This is a genomic window from Domibacillus enclensis, from assembly GCF_900156125.1.
Taxonomy (GTDB): domain Bacteria; phylum Bacillota; class Bacilli; order Bacillales; family Domibacillaceae; genus Domibacillus; species Domibacillus enclensis.
This window is the reverse complement of the sequence record NZ_FTLX01000005.1, coordinates 63435-82177: the sequence shown is the minus strand read 5'-3', so window position 1 is coordinate 82177 and position 18743 is coordinate 63435. Positions and strand designations below refer to the sequence as shown.

Below are 18743 nucleotides of genomic sequence, written 5' to 3'. Positions count from 1 at the left end.
TTTCCTGCTACAGGTTAGGTTATTCAAAATCGGGGGCCATTCGGTGATCGGTGCCCTCCTGATACGAGTAGGCAAGCTTGATCAGCGTTGGTTCGCTGAACTCGGTGCCTAAAAGCTCCATTCCAATCGGCAGGCCGCTTTCACTGAAGCCAATCGGCACAGACATGGCTGGATAGCCTGAGAATGGGCTCAATTTCGGATTTGGTCCGCCGCCCTGCGATTTATTCTCAATGTTTTGCGGCAGAAGGGCTGATGTAGGATACAGGAGTGCATCGACATCCTGCCCATCAAATACGTCCATTAAGCTCGTTTTTGTGATAGCCGGTCGGGTCTCAATAATGTTTAAATACTCTGGATCATTTTCAAGAGATACCTTGGCTTCACGGGCTTTCATGGATGCTTCCATTGCCGGATGATATTTGCCGCTTTCAATGACTTCCGCCAGTGATGTCACTGGTGCATTTTCTCCAAGTGACGCCAGATAATCATTTAGCTGGAACTTAAATTCAAATCCGCTTAGACTTGGATAAGCAATGATCTGATCCAGATTCGGAATCGTCACATCAATGACTTCCGCTCCAAGCAGCTCCATGTCGTCAATGGCTTGTTCAGTTGCTTTAATGATATCCGGATCTTCTCCGAACAAGGCTCTGACAACGCCGATTCGAGCACCTTCAAGTCCGTCCTCATCCAAATAATTCGTATAGCTTTCCGGAATATTCCCATTGCTTTCTTCCGTGACAGGATCGGCTTCATCATAACCGGCGATCGCATCAAGCACAACGGCCGCATCTTCTACTGTACGGGCAATCGGTCCACCGACATCCTGTGTCAAAGCAAGCGGGATAATGCCGTCACGGCTCGCAAGCCCCATCGTTGGTCGGATGCCAACCAGGTTGTTAAAGGAGGATGGGACTCGGATCGATCCACCCGTATCCGTTCCAAGCCCTGCTGCCGCAAAGTTGGACGTGACAGCCGCGCCAGTTCCACCGCTCGAGCCGCCCGGAAATTTTGTCAGATCATATGGATTCAGCGTCTGTCCGCCAAGCGAGCTGTATGTTTCAAAGCCAAATGCGAATTCATGCAGATTGGCTTTACCAATAATAATGGCCCCTTCCTCACGAAGTTGAGCCGTTTGGTACGCGTCATCTGGTGCCATAGAACCCTCAAGTGATAAAGAGCCCCCTGTTGTTGGCATATCTACAGTATCATAGTTGTCCTTCAGCACAATCGGAATGCCGTGCAGAGCACCTCGGATTGTGCCCGCAGCACGCTCTTTATCGAGCTGCTTAGCCGTTTCGATTGCATCCCTGTTCACATAAAGCATGGAGTTAATCGATGGTCCTTGCTGGTCAAACTGATCAATGCGGTCAAGATAAAAGCGAACCAGCTCTTCAGATGTCAACTTTCCTTCTTCCATGGCTGCTGTCATTTCTAAAATCGTTGCTTCTTTAATATCAAATTGTTCCGTCAGTCCGTCTTCGAGGTAACGGAAGAAGCGCAGAATAGTGGCTGCGGACTGATCACGCGTGATTTGAAGAGCCGGATTAAACTTTCCATTCGTATCTCCATACATTAAATTCGCGTTTTCAACCGCTCCGATCGAACCGGCAAAAACACTGTCATCGGGTACATCCCCGAATGGCTCCGCTTTTGTTCCGAGCTCTGCAGCTTCCGCTAGAATTCTCGCTGCCTGCTCTCGCAAAACAGGTTCGTTCGGTCGGAAGGAGCCGTCACTGTAGCCCGCAATCCAGCCTTTTTCAGCTGCTTTTAAAATAGCAGGACCCAGCGTGCTCGAAGCAGAAACATCCTTGAACCGGCTTGTTGTCCCGGCTGAAAGGCTTTCCTTGGAGGAGGATTCATAGGCCGCCACGACAAGGCGGGCAAATTCCCCTCGCGTCACAGCTTGAATCGGCTTAAAGGTTCCATCTTTATAGCCGCTAACCAGCCCCATTTTTTGGGCTTCGTTTACTTCATTTTTCAAGCTCCCGCTCACATCGGAAAATTCCGCGCTGGCCGAACCTGCAAAGAGGCTTACCCCCATCGTCACGCTTGCTGCAATGGCACTTCCTTTTTTCATCTTACTCATATGTATTCAGCCTCCTCTTCTCTCCTCTTTAAATTAGCAGATTAGTAGAGGAGGCTTTGCTTTTATGTCACATTTCATGACATGTTTTTTATGAATGAACTGTATGATTCTACAGATTGAGCCTACTTTAATGTAGCGATTTATGACCAAATACGCTACGATATCATTATCAGACGCAAGAGAGGGATATGGCATACATGCAGAAGAATGTGGAATTAAAGGATTTTTTATTGGAAAAGGCATGGGATTTAACGGAGCAGTGGTATGATTCTCTCGATAAAAGTGATCCGACAGGTGTTTACTCGACGAAGGACCCGGCTGCCATTAAAGTGTTAAAAGAGCAGAATTACAGCTTTCACCTTCTGTTTTGCAATCTTTTTGTGCAGGATGAAGACGAATTTTTAAGGTCTCTTGAGAAATGGGTGCACGCTGTTGCTTCCGATGATGAGCATTTATCCACACCTGGCCATTTTATCATTCGGGAATTTTTCCGGACGCGTGAGCAGTATCTCGGCTTTATTCAAGAATTTATAGCAGACGGCACAAAATCCTTTTCTCATGAAGACGTCAGCCTGTTGAATCGGGAGGTTACCAATGCGATTGACAAAATCGTTATCTGGTATATGGAAAAATTCCACGAATTTTCTTTGAAGCGTCTTCGCTCCCAGCAGGAAATGATTAACGAGCTGAGCGCGCCGGTTATTACACTAAATGGGGACATCGCCCTGCTTCCACTTGTCGGTGACATTGACACCATGCGCGCTAAATACATTTTGGAGCAGACACTGCATCAGTGCTCTGAAAAAAGTGTCAGCACACTCTTAATCGACCTGTCCGGCGTTGTTATGATTGATACGATGGTCGCTCATCAGCTTTTCCAGTTAATTGAATCATTGGAGTTGATCGGAGTAAAAGCCATTCTGTCCGGCATTCGTCCGGAAATTGCCCAGACCTCCATTCAGCTCGGATTAAATTTCGACAAAGTGGACGTTTCCTCCAATTTATCGAGATCCATCCAAACGCTTTTCCAAACGAAGTAAAGGAAGAAAGAGACGGACGCGGGTTGTTGACACCCCACGCCTGTCTCTTTTTTTAATTCATATAGCGGTATTCTCTCAAACTGTTTAATACTTCGATTTCCTGCTGCAGTTCTTCCCCGACATTTGTTTCTCCGACGGTTTTCCGTTCCAATTCCTCGTCTACCAGTCTCTTGACGGATAATACATCTGTTCCGTTGCAAAGAACGTCTTCCTTTGAGTTAAAATGCTTATGGGCAACAAGCTGCATGCCGTACGAGTTATAAAGCAGCGTGTATCCCGCAATGCCTGTTGTCGACTGATACGCTTTTGAAAAGCCGCCGTCGATCACGATCATTTTGCCGTTTGCCTTTACTGGATTTTCCCCGTTAATTTCCTTTACAGGCGTATGTCCGTTAATAATGTGGCCCTGGTCAGGACTCAAATCGAATTCAGACAAAATTTTGCGGCAAATGTCTTCGTCTTCACGCAAATGATAATAGGGGTTTTTCCGCTCCTTATGCGTCGCTTTATCCTGAATAAAGTACCGCTCGAAGGTTGTCATTTCTCGTTTGCCAAAGAGCGATGAATATTCTCCGGTCCATAAATACCAGACCATATCGGTCGCCAGATCATCCGTTTCCTCCGGGTGGGAAAAAGCATGCCGTAAGTAATGCTCAAAAATATCAAGCAGGTCACGACCCGCATACGTTTTTTCTTCAATGGTCATGCTTTCCATGTTTCCTTTTTCATCTAAAGGAATGCAGCCGTGTATTAATAGATTTCCGTTGTATTTCAAATACAGGCTGCCTTTTTTCATAAGGAAATTCATATGCCGCGCCAGCTTCTCGGAATGCTGAACCGAAAACAGCAGCTTTTCGATGACCTGCTTTTCCTCTTCCAGCAATTGATCCGGCTGCTCCGGGTTAATGGTACCGAAGCATGTGTTTTGAAGCGGATAAGTGGCACCATGAATCGTTACTTCATTTGTCGTATAATCAATTTTTTCCAATAGAAGCCGGTCAGACATATCGAAGCACGGACGCCGTTTGATGATAGGGCTTTCAAGTTTAAACTGGATGATCGAGATGGCCTGATGAATTTTCGTGATTTGCTGCTCCTCCTGCTCAGACAGCGGTTCGCCTGAATGCCTCTTTGGTCTGAAGGCTGGATTGTCATCGTAATACTTCTCTGCCAAATTCAACAGCGGTCTCAGGTTGATGCCATATACATCTTCAATAATATCCAGATTGTTGTAGCGGGCACAGATGCGGATAATGTTAGCCAGGCACACCTTGGACCCGGCAAACGCACCGATCCATAATACATCATGGTTTCCCCATTGAATATCAACCGAATGGTATTTAATAAGTGTTTCCATAATTTTATCCGGCTCAGGGCCCCGGTCGTAAATATCCCCTACAACATGCAGGTGATCCACAACTAGTCGCTGTGTCGTATACGCAAGCCCGATAATCAGCTTGTCTGCTTGATCGAGGGAAATCAGCTGCTGGATGATTTTCGGGTAATAATCCTTTTTGTTCGTGAATTCATCCGTTTTATACAGTAATTCCTCCACAATAAACACAAACTGCTTCGGCAGCGCCTTGCGCAGTTTTGAGCGTGTATATTTTGAGGACGCATACGAAATGAGCTTCATCATCCGCTCGATGACTGCTTTGTACCACTCAGCCAGCTCCTTTTCGTTGCCAAACTGATTCTTGATTAATTGAATTTTTTCTTCCGGGTAATAGACAAGTGTCGCAAATTCATTAATTTCCTGCTCAGATAATTCTTCTTTGAACAGGTCTTTGATTTTCACTTTTACATTGCCCGACCCGTTTCGCAGCACGTGCTGGAAAGCCTGATACTCCCCGTGCAAATCACTGACAAAATGCTCTGTTCCTTTAGGAAGATTGAGAATCGCTTCCAGATTAATAATTTCAGTCGCTACTTTTTCTTCACTATTGTATTTTTGAGCTAATAAATCTAAGTATTTTGAATTCAACATCTATGTATTCCCCCTTCATACCCGTTCCTTTTTCAGTTTAGCACATCGGTTATGAAGCTTCTATTCGATTTTTCTTAAAATCTAACAGAAGCTTTCGTCTATGATTTCAGCCGTATCCAAAACCAGACAACACCGCCGATACTGATGAAAACTGGAATTAAAAACAAAAAACCTATATCCAGTTTCCGGCCAAATACGATCCAGGCCATCAGCTGAAACGAGACTATACCTGTACATGCTGCCGCCCCGAACATTTTAGCTGCTCCGCTCGTGTCTTGATCGTTCAGCCAGACCTGGTATTGCGGCCAGCTGAACAAGCCGCCAAGCACGAGAAAGACTGCCGCAGGAAATACTAGCAGGTCCCCAATATCCGCCTTCCCCCGAAATTGCAGCCACTTGGACACGATCGAAAGAGCCACCCCAGCTGTCAACAGGATCACGTTCGCCTTCATCAACAGACGTCACCAGATTTGACAGCGTCTTCCTCTGACAAAACCGTTATCCCATGCCGCCGCAGCAGCGCGGCTGTCACACCGGCTCCCGCTATTTTTGTGCCGGAAAAGGTTCCATTGTAGATGGCACGGCTCCCATCTGCCAGGCATGAGCTGACGATCATCATACAAACACTCCCTTTATTCGCCTGGCATATAACCGGCGACCTTATTTGATTCTGGGTCCACATACACAACGGGCACGCCAATGACCGAGGATTCTTTTTCTAAAAAGGACACTGCCACTAGCTCTCCTTTTGCCGGATGATCCACCCACTCTGCATATTGCGGGTCCTCTACAGTTTGTGCCAGCGCAATGTCTGTTGCCTGCTTGTCCCAGCCTTTTTCCTTCAAAAAAGTTTGAGCTGCTTCCTTTACTTCATCGTTTGCTTTCATGATCACGAGCCCATCCGCTTCTGCCGGACGTGTTTTTTCGGTTCTAATCACGTCATTCGCATTCGAACATCCCGCTATAAATAAGAGGATCGAAACACTCATTGCCTTTGTCAGTCTACTCATGTCTCCCCTCCTTCTCTTTTCCATAATATAACACAAAAAGAACTGCGTATGACAACGCAATCCCATCGTTTACTCCTTTTTCTTTTTAGAATTATTCTTCCTGAACACCGCTTTCCCGATCACAAGAACGAGCAGCAATACAAAAATATACAGCTCCGGTCTTTCCATCACGTGAAATGGATTCATAATGGTCTGAAGTGATGTGTTCAAGGTTACGTTTCCGATCAACACATCAAGGGCACTCGAAAAAATCATCAAAAACAGCAAGCAACAAAGGGCAATGACGATGGCTTTCATAATGAATCCCTTCCGTCTGCCCCAGCTTGCTTTTTCCTCCTGTGCTTTACAGCCGCCAGAAGAAATAATAAAAATGGAAACACGACTTGAAACGGCAAGTGCGTAAAAAGGGTGCTTTTTATTCCTTCTGTTAAATGCTCGGAAAAGTTGCTGGCAGTCATCATGGACAGGACAAGAATGACCATGCCGATTGGGTAAGCAAGGCGAATCGGCTGCTGCTCATTAAAAAGGATTGCCAGCGCTCTTACCGCAATGTAAAAAAATAAGCTGATTTTAAAAAAGCCGCCAATGACGGACGCAAGCATAAAATACACGTCCAGCCGCTCGATAAAATCAAACACCTCGATCGTTTGAATCGTCGACAGAAGAGGAAAAAGCGACCGGGAGACGAGTTCGATACCGAGAACGCTCGTGTTTGATGCCATCATCAGAGCCAGCGTAACGCCGCTGACCAGGACGGCCAGCAAGCCCGCTTTTTTCGCTTCCTTTGCATTATTCACATATGGAAAGATCATGGCGAACGCGACCACTTCGCCAAAAGGAAAATAAAGCGTTTGAGTAAAGGCTGTTTTCACAACGGGCGTCAAGCCATTTTCAAACGCCGGTCGCAAATTGGATACATCGATGATGCCCGCGACGGAAATAAGAAAAAATGCGCTAATGAATAAAAAGCTAAACAAAACAAACAGCAGCTCTCCCGTCCGCGCTATCGTTTCAATGCCTTTTCGCACTGCATAAGCAGCAGCAGCAATCATAATCGTATTGATAATAAACAGCGGCGTTTCCGGATAGGCGACCGTTACGAGCATTTCGCCAAAATCCCTCAGCACCCGGGCGGATAAGTAAAGACAAAACAAAATATACGCAAACACTATGATACTGCCCGGGATTTTGCCAAGCAGTGCTTGAATATACTCGACTGGCGACCGGTCCGGGTAATATTCATACAATCGAAAATACAGCCAAAACAAACAAAGGCCGCCAAGGGTGCTGATTAAAATCGCCAGCCACGCCTCTTGCTTGGCATCAATCGCCAGCGGAACCAGAATGGCGCTTCCCAGCTCAAATAAAACGATGAGGACGAACAGCTGATAAGCGCTGATTTTTGCGTTCTCCACCTTATTCGCCTCCCTTGCTTTGTTTTTTCTCCAATTCGGAAAGGTGATCGTTCGTTCTCAGCCCTGTTCGGCGCACAAATGCTTCAACCTCTATGTTTACCTTGACCTGCGGAAAGTATGTTTCATTCCAATTTTCTTGAAGGCCCTTCCACTTCTTCGCGTTCTGGCGGTAAATGGCTTGCCCAAAACCGAAAATATCGGATTGATTTTTTTGAGTTCGTTCAACCGTTTTTTGGAGCTGCTGCTTGATTTCCTTTTCGGCTGCTCTTTCAATTTCAGCAATGATGTTCGGGTCGTCGAGTTTCACAGGCTTGGTCACTTCGCGAATAGCGCCTTCCGCACGGACGTGAATGGTTATCTCCGGGATGTCCTTCTTTGTGTCTGCTTTGATTGTTGTATTTTGACGCATCACCTGGTACACGACCGCATCTTTTTTCCCTTCCCATTCAAGGTCTATTTCCGCCTGCTTCACTCGGTCTAAAATCCAGACAACGCCTCTTGCGGTCTGGCCCTCATACCAATCAATCAGCTTTTCATCTTTAAAGACAGCGATTCCGTTTGCCTCTAGGTTGGCTGCAGGGTCCATCTGCATGACACTTTCCTGCTTATTTGCTTCTGCAAGATTTCCTTCTACGCGAAATCCGCTTAAAATGGGTTCTATACCGGGCGCTGTACTCCATTTAATGAAATCCTGCAAACTGACAACGACATTTTCCCCGCGCATCTTTTCCGTGATTTTCAATGTGTTATTCACTTTTTCAGCAGGGATATGATCAATCGCTGTCAGCATTTTCATCATGTCCCCTGCTTTCATATCACGAGAGATAATCAGCTTAGTCGTCGAGCGGACTTCCGCGTTTCGTTCAAACACGTCGAGGAGCACGTTCACTCCTTCTGTTCGGGCCAGCTCTTCTCCGATCACAACCAGGTTGGCGTGAGGGTGGTATAGCTGCCTGGATACTTTTGCTGATGAGTTAATATGTGCTTCAAACACCGTATCGCCTTCAGCCGTATAAACCGTCACGGCCGGCCCCTGTCCGCCGCCTCCGCCTTGAAGACCTCCCGATACGTTGCCTGGATTTACAAACTGAACAGTTTTGACATATTTGCCTTCCTCGTTTTTATCAATGCCCATTGCGGAAATTATGGCGAGCTCTGACAGCTCCTTTTTGCTCCAGCAGCCGGACAATCCCGTTACACTCATCATCAGAAGAAAGAAAAGAAGCCATTTACGCATCTCGTCCGCCTCCTTTCTGATCCTTTACGGGCGGATGGGGTTTTTGGTCATCTGCCTGCCGCACTTGATTATTTGATACGAGCTGATTTGGTCTCCGTTTAAACGCCCAGAGCGGCTTTCTGAAAATCGTGTCGCCTACTTCAGCCGGAATCAGCGGTGCCATCGGGCTCATATAAGGAACCCCGAAGGAGCGAAGGCTGCACAGATGGAGAATAAGCATAATAAACGCGAGAATCATGCCGTAAAAGCCGAACGTTGCTGCACTGAACATGAACAAAAAGCGAATCAGACGAGCCGAGATCGCAACTGCGTAAGAAGGTGTCGCAAAGCTTGCGATGGCCGTAATCGATACGACAATCACCATCGCCGGCGAAACGATGCCTGCCTGCACCGCCGCCTGACCGATGACAAGTGCGCCCACAATCGAGACAGTCGATCCGATCGCTTTTGGCATCCGTATGCCGGCCTCCCGCAAAATCTCAAAGGTCACCTCCATGATGATCGCTTCTACAAACGCCGGAAATGGAACAGATTCCCTTTGAGCCGCTACAATGATTGCAAGCTCCGTCGGAATCATCTCCTGATGAAAGGTCGTCGCCGCAATGTACACGGCTGGGCCGATCAAAGAAATGAAAAAAATAAAAATGCGCAAAAAACGAATAGCTGTGGCAATATCAAAGCGGGCATAATAATCCTCTACCGATTGAAAAAATTGAATAAACAGAGCTGGCACTACAAGAACAAAGGGCGTTCCGTTGACAAAAATCGCGACTCTGCCCTCGAGCAAATTGCCTGCAACGGCATCTGGCCGCTCCGTATGAAAAACCGTTGGAAACGTCGTCAATGTTTTGTCTTCAATCAGCTGCTCAATATAGCCCGATTCCAAAATAGCATCGATATCGATTCGCTTGAGCCGGCTGCGGACTTCCTCTACAATTTCCTCCTTGGCGATGCCTTTCAAGTACATAATCGATACGTCCGTTTTTGTTACTCTGCCAATTTTCATCGATTCCGTCCATAGATTTTCGTCATTAATGATGCGCCGAATCATGGCAATATTCGTTTCATTCGATTCTGTGAACGCTTCTTTCGATCCGCGAACCGCTACATTGGTCGTTGATTCCTGAATCGTTCTTCGCTCGCCCCCCTGCGTACTGGCTGCCAGCGCTTCAGCAATACCGTCCACGAGAATAAGGGCATTGCCCGCCATCACAGACGTAAACACCTCTTCCCAGCGTTGCTGCCTTTGGAGGCCGCCAATGGAAATCGCCTCCTCGGTCAGCAGCTGCACAGCTTCTTCGGGCGTCAGCTTGTCATGCAAGGATGGGTTTGTCATCATCGATTCAAGGATAAAATCATAAATGGTCTGGCTATCCACCATCCCTTTGACGTATACCACTGCGGCACGCATCTCTCCGCGGCTCCCCAGCTTCAGCATGCGGATGACAATGTCCTGGCTGTGCCCTGTTTTTTGCCTGATATGATCAACATTCGCTGCAAGAGACACTTCCAGCAGCTGCTCCTTCTTTTTTTCTGGTCCGCCACTCCGGGTCTGGCTTTCTTTTGCCCGTTTCTTCCGATGAAAAAAGGAAACCATTAAAACCCTTCCCCTCACGTTTCATAATGGTTTCAGTATGTGCGGGCATGGGAACTTTATGCACAAGCATCCGTTAAAGGAACTGTCGAATTTCCATCCGGGATTCCAGTAAAAAACGTGCTATGATCGTGTGGAGGAGATGACATGATGAAAACAGTTGTAATCATTGGCGGCGGCATCACGGGCATGACCACGCTTTATCACCTGACAAAACAGCAGCCCGGCTGGCAAATCGTCTTAATCGAGCAGGACGAGCAGCTCGGAGGCAAAATCCGCACCGTGAAAGAAGATCACTTCACCATCGAGGCCGGTGCCGATTCGATCGTTGCCCGAAATGCAGGTGTTCTGCCGCTCATAGAAGAAATCGGCTTGATGGATCAGCTCGTATACAACGAAACCGGCGTGTCGTATCTTTACACAGAAGGCGTGCTTCATAAAATCCCCGAAGAAACCGTGTTCGGCATTCCAACAAGCGTGGAATCGTTGTACGAAAGCACCCTTTTAAGTGAAGAGGGAAAAAAAGCCGCACTGGCTGATTTTGACAAAACCGATTTGCCGTTTGGACCAGATGATGCGGTTGGTGATTTTTTAACCTATTATTTAGGCACTGAAATCGTCCAAAAGCAAATTGCCCCTGTTCTGTCCGGCGTTTATTCCGGCAGCCTGGACAATTTGACGATGAAATCGACCCTCCCTTTTTTGCTTGATTACAAAAAGCAGTATGGCAGCCTTATGAAGGGATTTGAAGCAAACAAAGAAGCCTTTCTTGGCGACAAAGCCCGAAAGAAATTCATTTCATTTCAAGGCGGGCTCGGCACCTTGATCGATCAGCTTGAATCAAAATCAGCGGGAGCACGGATCATAAAAGGAACCGCTGTAACAAAAGTCGAAAATGAGCGGGTCACCCTTGCAACAGGCGAAACGATGAAAGCAGACGAGATTGTGCTGGCGATTCCACATGATGCCGCTCAAAGGCTGCTTGGCGAGCCGGCGCTTGATCCAACATTTGATCAGCTGAAAAATTCGTCGCTGATCAGCTTGTATCTCGGCTTTGACATTCCGGATTCCAGACTTCCGGCAGATGGCACCGGCTTTATCGTCACAGAAGGCACAGATTTGCTGTGTAACGCCTGTACGTGGACGAGCCGGAAATGGACTCATACGTCTGCCCGGCGCAAGCTGCTCGTCCGGCTGTTTTACAAAAGCAGCAGCCCGCACTACGAAGCGCTTGCCGCCATGACCGAGGACGAATTAGTGAATGCGGCGCTCGGGGACTTGCAGAAAAGCCTCGGCATAACCGAGCGTCCAGAAACAGTTGAGGCAACCCGCTGGACCAACTTAATGCCGAATTACCATTTAGGCCACGGGCAAGCAACCGCATCGCTTCTGCAAACGTTAGGCGAGCTGTATCCGAACATTCACCTCGCCGGCTGCTCCTACTTCGGCGTCGGCATCGGCGCTTGCATGCAAAATGGACAGCAGATTGCGCATACAATCGCCGGAAGCGGGGACACTTCTCATAAGGGGTGATTTCTGTGAAAGACGAGCAGTACGATGAAAAATTCGTGAAAAACACACAGCAAAGGCAAATCGAAGCAAACGAGCGCAAAAAAGATAAAAACCGTGAACTTGATGACCAGAACCGAATGAAAAGTGTTGAAAACCGCCGCATGTAATAAACAGCAGAGGAGCCGAACGATCCCGTCGTTCGGCTTTTTTCCACAGTTATACACAGCAGCAGCTAACGCCGGTAAACGGAAAATAACGCTGATATCTACCTGTGCATCGCCGATAAAACCAGAATATCAGCGATAGAAAGAATATATCAGCGATAGATCGAACATACCGGCGATAACTGCCCTTCTCCTTCAGCACACTACCTTCTGCCGCTGTGTTTTTTCCTTCAGCAAAACGGGAAGCAGAATGGAAAAAGGAGGAGATCAGATGAAGGATTTAACGAAAAAACGCAGCAAGGCCGTTTTAATTGACCAGATTGTTTACAACACCGCCATTATGGGCGCTGAAATGGTGTACCGCCAAAAGCGGCAGGTGAAAAGCGAAATGCTTGCTTCTTTCCTCCTTCCCACCCTTGCCACATGGGCGCTTGAGTATGTTCAGCTCCGTAAAACCGGGCAAACGATCGGCTACAAGCAAATGGGCCTTGTCCTCGAAAGCGAAGACGGTGCACCGCTTTCGTCAAGCCAGATTGTGAAGCGCATTCTGTACCGCGATGCGATCAGCACCTTTGACTATTTCAAGAACCGCGATGCGTTCGAAGCTCACGAAGGTGCACAGCTTCCACATGACACCTATGCCGGCACCATCGTAAAGGACGCAGCCAACCGCTAAGCTGAAGGTTTTCCACTTCAGCTTTTTTCTTATGCTACACTGAAAAGAAAAAAGCAGGTGACCGGATGCTTTCTCCTCTTCTTTCCAAAAAAATCATTCAGGATGTGAAAAAATTCATACAGGAAGACATCATTATCGTTGGAACAGACGGAATGATTATGGCAAGCTCCGACGAATCCCGGATTGGCGCTTTTCATGAAGGCGCTCTTCTTTGTGCGAAGGAACGGCAGACGATGATTCTGTATAAGCAGGACGAGCAGCGGCTGAAGGGTGTGAAAAACGGCTTGAACCTGCCCATCTTTTTTTCTGACCGTGTGATCGGCGTCATTGGCATAACCGGTGATCCCGATACGATCCAGCCATATGGGGAGCTGCTGCGTAAAATGACCGAGCTGCTCGTACAGGAAAGCTATTTCTCCGAGCAGCTGCAGTGGCGCACACGCGGACTGGAATCGTTCGTTCATGACTGGCTTCAGTCCGGCTTGCTGACACCTGACCTTCAAGAGCGGGCGGCTGTATTTCAAGTTGACCTTAAACAAGACAAGCAGTTTATCTTAATTGAATCAACGTTCAGCTATCAAAGTGTCACGGATTTGATTCGTTTATGGGATGACGAGCGCAGCCTCGACTTTTTTGTTCACCGCAGGCATAACCTGGTTCTGCTCGTTCATTCGGTCTTGAATGAAACGGCAGCACTGCCTTATAAGCTGGACAGGCTTCTGGCACAAACTGGCGGACGCATCGGGGTGAGCCGCATTATTTCTCCTGAGCAGGCATCGGCCGGATATGCCCAGGCAGAGCGGGCGCTTCAGGCAGCGGACCCCGGCGCCATCGTTTTCGAGGAAAGCCTGTGCCTGTCTCTTTGTCTGCACGATATTCACCCCGAAACAAAAGTGGAATTTATGAAACGGCTGCTCGGCGGTGCCGCCGGTCAGGACGAACTGATTTTAACGATGCACACCTTTTTCAAGCACAACATGTCTTTAAAGCAAACAGCCGCAGCACTGAACATTCACATCAATACACTCCATTACCGGCTGAAAAAATGGCAGGAGCTTACCGGTCAGGACGTACGAAAAACGGAAGATGCTGTCTCTACTTATTTGGCCCTTCGGTTTTTAGATGAACATACAAAAAACGAGTCAAATAGTCCGTTATTTTCTCATCATTCTCTATAGAAACCACTAGAAGAAAACGCTATCTTTAATAAAAAGGAGCGAAAATTATGATTTCACCTCAGCTTATTGAACAATTCACAGCCATTGTCGGTCCCGAAAATATGATTACATCAAACGCCGGCCGACTTGTTTATTCTTACGATGCAACGCCCAACTATCAGTCCATGCCGGATGCAGTCATTGCCCCGCGTAATACAAATGAAGTATCCAGCATTATCAACCTTTGCCGCCAGCACAAGATTCCGCTGGTACCGCGCGGCTCCGGCACCAACCTTGCCGCTGGAACGGTTCCATCGGAAGGCGGTATCGTTCTCCTGTTCAAGCATATGAACCGCATTCTTGAGCTGGATGAAGAAAATTTAACGGTAACGGTTCAGCCGGGTGTTGTAACGCTCGATATGATTAGAGCCGTGGAGAAAAAAGGCTTGTTTTATCCACCGGACCCGAGCTCAATGAAAATCTCAACCATCGGCGGCAATATTAATGAAAACTCCGGTGGCTTGCGCGGGCTGAAATACGGTGTTACGCGCGATTATGTGATGGCACTTGAAGCGGTGCTGCCGAACGGCGACATCATCCGAACCGGCGGTAAACTGGCCAAGGACGTAGCTGGCTATGACCTGACGCGTCTGCTCGTTGGCTCAGAAGGAACGCTCGCCATCATTACGGAAGCCACACTCAAGCTGATTCCACAGCCGGAAACGAAACAGACGATGCTGGCCCTTTACAACAGCATGGACGCTGCCGCAAAATCCGTCAGTGACATCATTGCAGCCAAAATCATTCCTGCGACGCTTGAATTTTTAGACAGGCCGACACTTGTCGCTGTTGAAGACTTCGCAAAGATCGGTCTGCCGACAGATGTGGAGGCCGTTTTGCTGATTGAACAAGATGGTCCGCCGGAAATCGTGGCGCGCGACACGGAACAAATGGCGGAGATTTGCAGACGTGAAGGCGCGGTATCTGTTCAGATTGCCGCAACAGAAGCGGAGGCACTGGCGCTGACAACCGCACGCCGCTCGGCTCTCTCGGCGCTTGCCCGCTTGAAGCCGACAACCATTTTAGAAGACGCGACGGTTCCCCGCTCTGAGATCGCCCGGATGGTAAAGGCGATTAATGAAATTGCTGAAAAGCACCAGGTCCGCATTGCAACGTTCGGCCACGCCGGCGACGGCAACCTGCATCCGACCTGCCCGACTGATGCACGAGATCATGACGAAATGGAACGTGTTGAAGCGGCCTTCGCGGATATTTTTGCGAAAGCGATTGAACTCGGCGGCACGATTACCGGTGAGCATGGCGTCGGCATGATGAAGGCACCGTATTTAGAATGGAAAATGGGCCCGGAAGGCATCGCGATTATGAAAGCGATCAAACAGGCCTTTGATCCGGATAACATTATGAACCCAGGCAAAATATTCGCAAAAGAAACGAGAAAACGGGTGGTGGTGACGCAATGACAACAATGACAGCACGGGAAAAAGCGATTCAGGAGCAGTTCAGTCTGCGCATGGATGAAGGCGAGCTGCTGAACTGCATGCGCTGCGGCTTCTGCCTGCCCTCCTGCCCGACTTACATCGAAACGGGCTTTGATGAAAGCCACTCCCCGCGCGGACGCATTGCATTAATGAAGGCGGTGCACGATGGCTTGATTGCACCGGACGAGGAAGTCGAACATTCGCTAAATGTATGTCTCGGCTGCCGCGCATGTGAGCCGGTGTGTCCGGCAGGAGTGAAATACGGCCACCTGTTAGAAGAGGCGCGCGATATTTTCGCGGATTATAACGAATACAAGCCGCAGACAAAAGCGATGCGCAAAACCGTCTTTGATGGACTGTTTCCTCACCAAAACCGGATGGAGCATGCCGTGACGCTGCTCGGCATTTACCAGCGGAGCGGCCTGCAAAAAACAGCCCGCAAGCTCGGATTTATGAAGCTGTTTCCAGACAGCCTTCAGGCAATGGAACGGGCACTTCCGGAAGTACCAAAACGAAGCGAGATGAAAAAGCGAGGCTCTGCGTTTACCACACTGGCCGAAAAGCAGGCGTCCGTTGCATTTTTCTCCGGCTGCTTGATGGATACGATGTTTTTAGAAACGAACAAAGCGACCATTACCCTGCTTCAAAAAGCGGGCTGTGACATTGTGATTCCCGATGGACAGAATTGCTGCGGCGCCCTCCACGGCCATAGCGGCGAAAAGGACGGCGCCAAGGAGCTTGCCCGGCGAAACATTGATGCCTTCGAACAAACCGGTGCGGATTATATTATTTCAAATGCTGGCGGCTGCGGTGCTTTTTTAATTGATTACGACCATTTGCTGAAGGATGATCCCGCTTATGCCGAACGTGCCAGGGCGTTTACGGCGAAGATCAAGGATATTACACAAATCCTGTTTGAGCTGCGCTTCCATGAACGGTTCCCGCTGGCCATTGATTCGCAGGTCATCACCTATCAGGATTCGTGCCATTTGCGCAACGTGATGCATACGCATATAGCCCCACGTGTGCTCATGCAGGCGATTGACGGCGCTGATTACCGCGAAATGGAAAAGGCAGACTCCTGCTGCGGATCAGCCGGTATTTACAATATTGTCGAGACCGAGATGTCCATGCAAATTCTCGATCACAAAATGGAAAGCGCCAAAGCGACAAACGCTCATACCATCGTCACCGCCAACCCGGGCTGCCTGCTTCAAATGAAGCTTGGCATTGAACGGGAAGGCCTGTCAGAAAGCGTCAGAGCTGTCCATATTGTCGACCTGCTCCTAGAAGCTTCATTAAATGATTCTGTAGAATGAATGGAATGGCTGGATTCATGCGAATGACGGCTGGATTACGGTAATCACAATCCAGCAGTTACCTACTAAAATCCAGCCGTTAGCACACCCTTACTATCCTGGCGCAAGCACGGTCGCTTCTTGAGCAACAATGATTCATCCAAAAGTAAGCCAAACGCGGCATGTTTGGCTTTTCTTCTGTTGATAACCTTTTGCTCCATGCTCTTTTTTGCTCCCCCTTTTGTCAGTTTCTCCCCCAAACTAGCCCGTTGATCGACTTCCTTTTTACACGTACAAAATTTGGAGAAAGTTCGGTACTTAATTCCGAATTTTGTTACAATAGATGGATGGATAGAATGCGTGGGGGAGAAAAGGATGAAGCTAGCTTCACAGGTTTATAATTGGATGTCGACCACCTTAAAAGGGCGTTACTTCACCGGCATTGCGGCGCTTATTCTGTTTGGAGGGCTGCTGTCGATTTTGCCGCTGCTCATTTTCGTTCAAGAACAGCGGGAAGACGATGCGCTGATGAATTTAAACGAAGTGCTTCATATGCAAAACGAATTAATTGCCGACTGGCAGGATGAATTAACACGTGATATTAATTATTTAAGTGAATTGCCCGAAGCTTCCTCGGACGACAAATTAAGTTTTTATGAAAAATTGGAGCTGCTTGGCAATAACCGGACTCTTTTTTATGATTTATTTTATGCCGACGAAACCGGAAGTATTTTATACAATACGAATGACGATGCGGCTACACGAAAGATTAGCGTATATGACACCCCGTACTTCCAGCAGGGCATGGAATGGCATACGTATACAACCGGGATACGCCTTATTGGCGATGAAGACATGCGCTCCGTGATTTTTTCCGCTCCCGTCACGAACGGCGACGGCCGGTTTGGCGGTATTCTGGCGGGCATCGTGCTGGCTGATTCCATCCGCTACGTCGTCAGCGACTTTGCTTACGGAGAAACGGGTGTTGTGTATCTAGTGGATAAAAGCGGAACTGTTTTGAGCTCATCTTCCAAAGAGTTCCCCTCCTCTATGAAGGAAACCGACATTTTTCAGCGTGCCCTTAAAAGAGAAAAGCAAACCGAAACGTATCAAAGTGCAAATGGTGTTGAATCATGGGGACAGTACACCTGGATTAACCAGGATGAGTGGGTGCTGATCAGTGAAGTATCCGCAGAGGAAATCGCCAAGCCCTTTCACGATACCGTTCTTTTTATGAGCATCATTTTGCTAGTCATTTTTATTTTGTCGTATTTTTTCACCAAACAGCTGATCAAGCAGATGACCAGACCGATCGGTGCTCTTCTTGAAGGTACATCGATCATCAGCAAAGGCAATTACAAGCACCGGATTCAGGACCATGTATTCGATCGTACAGCAAAGGAATTCAAAGAGCTGTTTAAGGCATACAACAAAATGGCAGAGGATTTGGAGCACGAGCAGTTTCTTCGGCTTCAAGCAGAGGAGGACATGCGCCGCTCTCATGAACAGCTGCGCCTTCTCTCACTGAGTGACGGCTTGACCGGCATCGGCAACCGCCGCTTTTTTGATGAAGAGCTGGCGGTTCAGCTAAAAACAGCAGCCCTAGCAAACCAGCCGCTTTCATTAATCCTGATCGATATTGACTTTTTCAAAAAATATAATGACCAGTATGGACACGATGCTGGAGACCTTGCTTTAAAGCGTGTCGCATGTGCGCTTGATGACATCGCTGCATCAGCGGACCTTTCCGCAGCCAGGTACGGCGGGGAAGAAATGGCCGTTCTCGTTCCATCCTCTTATGAGGACGGCTTGCATCAGCTGGGCAAGGAGATCATTCAAGCAGTGAAGGAGCTCCGAATCGCACACGCGTCTTCTCCAACAGGCTGGCTGTCCGTCAGCATCGGGATGGCTTCCATTCAGCCTACCCTGTCAACACCCGCCCGACTGCTCATTCAAGAAGCCGATAAGGCGCTTTACTTATCCAAGCAAAATGGGCGGGATCAGGCAACCATCTTTTCGGGAATATGAATCTTTATTCTCATTCCCTTTTTCCTGTTTTACTTAC

At 48.2% G+C, this 18743-nt stretch carries 17 protein-coding genes; 8 read left to right on the top strand and 9 right to left on the bottom strand.

Annotated features, from left to right (window positions below):
- Nucleotides 1-19: 19 nt before the first annotated feature.
- On the bottom strand, nucleotides 20-2089 hold the full coding sequence (locus tag BW952_RS11510; protein ID WP_052698335.1) for an amidase family protein: 2070 nt from the start codon (nucleotides 2087-2089) through the stop codon (nucleotides 20-22).
- A gap of 197 nt (nucleotides 2090-2286) precedes the next feature.
- On the opposite strand from BW952_RS11510, the gene BW952_RS11505 reads away from it, so the two are divergent.
- Nucleotides 2287-3129 (top strand): STAS domain-containing protein, encoded by an 843-nt coding sequence (locus BW952_RS11505; RefSeq protein WP_045849287.1) that lies wholly within the window; start codon nucleotides 2287-2289, stop codon nucleotides 3127-3129.
- Nucleotides 3130-3181: 52 nt separating this feature from the next.
- Here BW952_RS11505 and BW952_RS11500 read toward each other — a convergent pair whose 3' ends face one another.
- The 8 genes from BW952_RS11500 to BW952_RS11465 all read right to left on the bottom strand — a co-directional run bounded on the left by BW952_RS11500 (nucleotide 3182) and on the right by BW952_RS11465 (nucleotide 10375).
- Complete coding sequence (locus BW952_RS11500; RefSeq protein ID WP_045849286.1) at nucleotides 3182-5113, bottom strand: fructose-bisphosphatase class III; 1932 nt, start codon at nucleotides 5111-5113, stop codon at nucleotides 3182-3184.
- Between the two features lie 101 nt (nucleotides 5114-5214).
- Nucleotides 5215-5568 (bottom strand): hypothetical protein, encoded by a 354-nt coding sequence (locus BW952_RS11495; RefSeq protein ID WP_045849230.1) that lies wholly within the window; start codon nucleotides 5566-5568, stop codon nucleotides 5215-5217.
- Entirely contained in the window at nucleotides 5568-5735 is a 168-nt protein-coding gene (locus BW952_RS19150) for a 2-thiouracil desulfurase family protein (RefSeq protein ID WP_175607579.1), read from the bottom strand. The genes BW952_RS11495 and BW952_RS19150 overlap by 1 nt, the downstream gene beginning before the upstream one ends.
- 13 nt (nucleotides 5736-5748) lie before the next feature.
- Nucleotides 5749-6126, bottom strand: coding sequence for a hypothetical protein (locus BW952_RS19235; protein WP_052698334.1), 378 nt, complete (start codon nucleotides 6124-6126; stop codon nucleotides 5749-5751).
- A gap of 69 nt (nucleotides 6127-6195) precedes the next feature.
- Entirely contained in the window at nucleotides 6196-6423 is a 228-nt protein-coding gene (locus BW952_RS11480) for a YczF family membrane protein (protein WP_045849229.1), read from the bottom strand.
- Nucleotides 6420-7541 (bottom strand): GerAB/ArcD/ProY family transporter, encoded by a 1122-nt coding sequence (locus BW952_RS11475; protein ID WP_045849228.1) that lies wholly within the window; start codon nucleotides 7539-7541, stop codon nucleotides 6420-6422. Before BW952_RS11475 ends, BW952_RS11480 begins: the two co-directional genes overlap by 4 nt.
- Nucleotide 7542: 1 nt before the next feature.
- Nucleotides 7543-8778, bottom strand: coding sequence for a Ger(x)C family spore germination protein (locus BW952_RS11470; protein WP_045849227.1), 1236 nt, complete (start codon nucleotides 8776-8778; stop codon nucleotides 7543-7545).
- Nucleotides 8771-10375 carry a spore germination protein gene (locus tag BW952_RS11465; RefSeq protein WP_045849226.1) on the bottom strand — a complete coding sequence of 535 codons (1605 nt, stop codon included), beginning with the start codon at nucleotides 10373-10375 and terminating at the stop codon, nucleotides 8771-8773. Before BW952_RS11465 ends, BW952_RS11470 begins: the two co-directional genes overlap by 8 nt.
- Nucleotides 10376-10522: 147 nt before the next feature.
- Here BW952_RS11465 and hemG point away from each other — a divergent pair, with 147 nt between their 5' ends.
- The 7 genes from hemG (at nucleotide 10523) to BW952_RS11435 (ending at nucleotide 18706) form a co-directional block, all read left to right on the top strand.
- Nucleotides 10523-11905 carry a protoporphyrinogen oxidase gene (hemG, locus tag BW952_RS11460; RefSeq protein WP_045849283.1) on the top strand — a complete coding sequence of 461 codons (1383 nt, stop codon included), beginning with the start codon at nucleotides 10523-10525 and terminating at the stop codon, nucleotides 11903-11905.
- Nucleotides 11906-11910: 5 nt separating this feature from the next.
- Entirely contained in the window at nucleotides 11911-12051 is a 141-nt protein-coding gene (locus BW952_RS19465) for a hypothetical protein (protein WP_156149401.1), read from the top strand.
- Between the two features lie 268 nt (nucleotides 12052-12319).
- Nucleotides 12320-12724, top strand: coding sequence for an RDD family protein (locus tag BW952_RS11455; protein WP_045849225.1), 405 nt, complete (start codon nucleotides 12320-12322; stop codon nucleotides 12722-12724).
- A gap of 65 nt (nucleotides 12725-12789) precedes the next feature.
- The gene (locus BW952_RS11450; RefSeq protein WP_045849224.1) at nucleotides 12790-13902 is read left to right on the top strand and encodes a CdaR family transcriptional regulator; all 1113 of its coding nucleotides are present in this window, start codon (nucleotides 12790-12792) and stop codon (nucleotides 13900-13902) included.
- 47 nt (nucleotides 13903-13949) lie between these two features.
- Nucleotides 13950-15362 (top strand): glycolate oxidase subunit GlcD, encoded by a 1413-nt coding sequence (gene glcD / locus BW952_RS11445; protein ID WP_045849223.1) that lies wholly within the window; start codon nucleotides 13950-13952, stop codon nucleotides 15360-15362.
- On the top strand, nucleotides 15359-16699 hold the full coding sequence (locus tag BW952_RS11440; protein ID WP_045849222.1) for a (Fe-S)-binding protein: 1341 nt from the start codon (nucleotides 15359-15361) through the stop codon (nucleotides 16697-16699). The genes glcD and BW952_RS11440 overlap by 4 nt, the downstream gene beginning before the upstream one ends.
- Before the next feature lie 354 nt (nucleotides 16700-17053).
- Nucleotides 17054-18706: a sensor domain-containing diguanylate cyclase gene (locus BW952_RS11435; protein ID WP_052698333.1), complete on the top strand. Its 1653-nt coding sequence runs from the start codon at nucleotides 17054-17056 to the stop codon at nucleotides 18704-18706.
- Nucleotides 18707-18743 lie beyond the last annotated feature (37 nt).

Coding starts and splice junctions, on each gene's coding strand:
- BW952_RS11510 (WP_052698335.1), bottom strand. CDS start 2,089: ATGAGTAAGATGAAAAAAGGAAGTGCCATTGCAGCAAGCGTGACGATG.
- BW952_RS11505 (WP_045849287.1), top strand. CDS start 2,287: ATGCAGAAGAATGTGGAATTAAAGGATTTTTTATTGGAAAAGGCATGG.
- BW952_RS11495 (WP_045849230.1), bottom strand. CDS start 5,568: ATGAAGGCGAACGTGATCCTGTTGACAGCTGGGGTGGCTCTTTCGATC.
- BW952_RS19150 (WP_175607579.1), bottom strand. CDS start 5,735: ATGATGATCGTCAGCTCATGCCTGGCAGATGGGAGCCGTGCCATCTAC.
- BW952_RS19235 (WP_052698334.1), bottom strand. CDS start 6,126: ATGAGTAGACTGACAAAGGCAATGAGTGTTTCGATCCTCTTATTTATA.
- BW952_RS11480 (WP_045849229.1), bottom strand. CDS start 6,423: ATGAAAGCCATCGTCATTGCCCTTTGTTGCTTGCTGTTTTTGATGATT.
- BW952_RS11470 (WP_045849227.1), bottom strand. CDS start 8,778: ATGCGTAAATGGCTTCTTTTCTTTCTTCTGATGATGAGTGTAACGGGA.
- BW952_RS11465 (WP_045849226.1), bottom strand. CDS start 10,375: ATGGTTTCCTTTTTTCATCGGAAGAAACGGGCAAAAGAAAGCCAGACC.
- hemG (WP_045849283.1), top strand. CDS start 10,523: ATGAAAACAGTTGTAATCATTGGCGGCGGCATCACGGGCATGACCACG.
- BW952_RS11455 (WP_045849225.1), top strand. CDS start 12,320: ATGAAGGATTTAACGAAAAAACGCAGCAAGGCCGTTTTAATTGACCAG.
- BW952_RS11450 (WP_045849224.1), top strand. CDS start 12,790: ATGCTTTCTCCTCTTCTTTCCAAAAAAATCATTCAGGATGTGAAAAAA.
- glcD (WP_045849223.1), top strand. CDS start 13,950: ATGATTTCACCTCAGCTTATTGAACAATTCACAGCCATTGTCGGTCCC.
- BW952_RS11440 (WP_045849222.1), top strand. CDS start 15,359: ATGACAACAATGACAGCACGGGAAAAAGCGATTCAGGAGCAGTTCAGT.
- BW952_RS11435 (WP_052698333.1), top strand. CDS start 17,054: ATGAAGCTAGCTTCACAGGTTTATAATTGGATGTCGACCACCTTAAAA.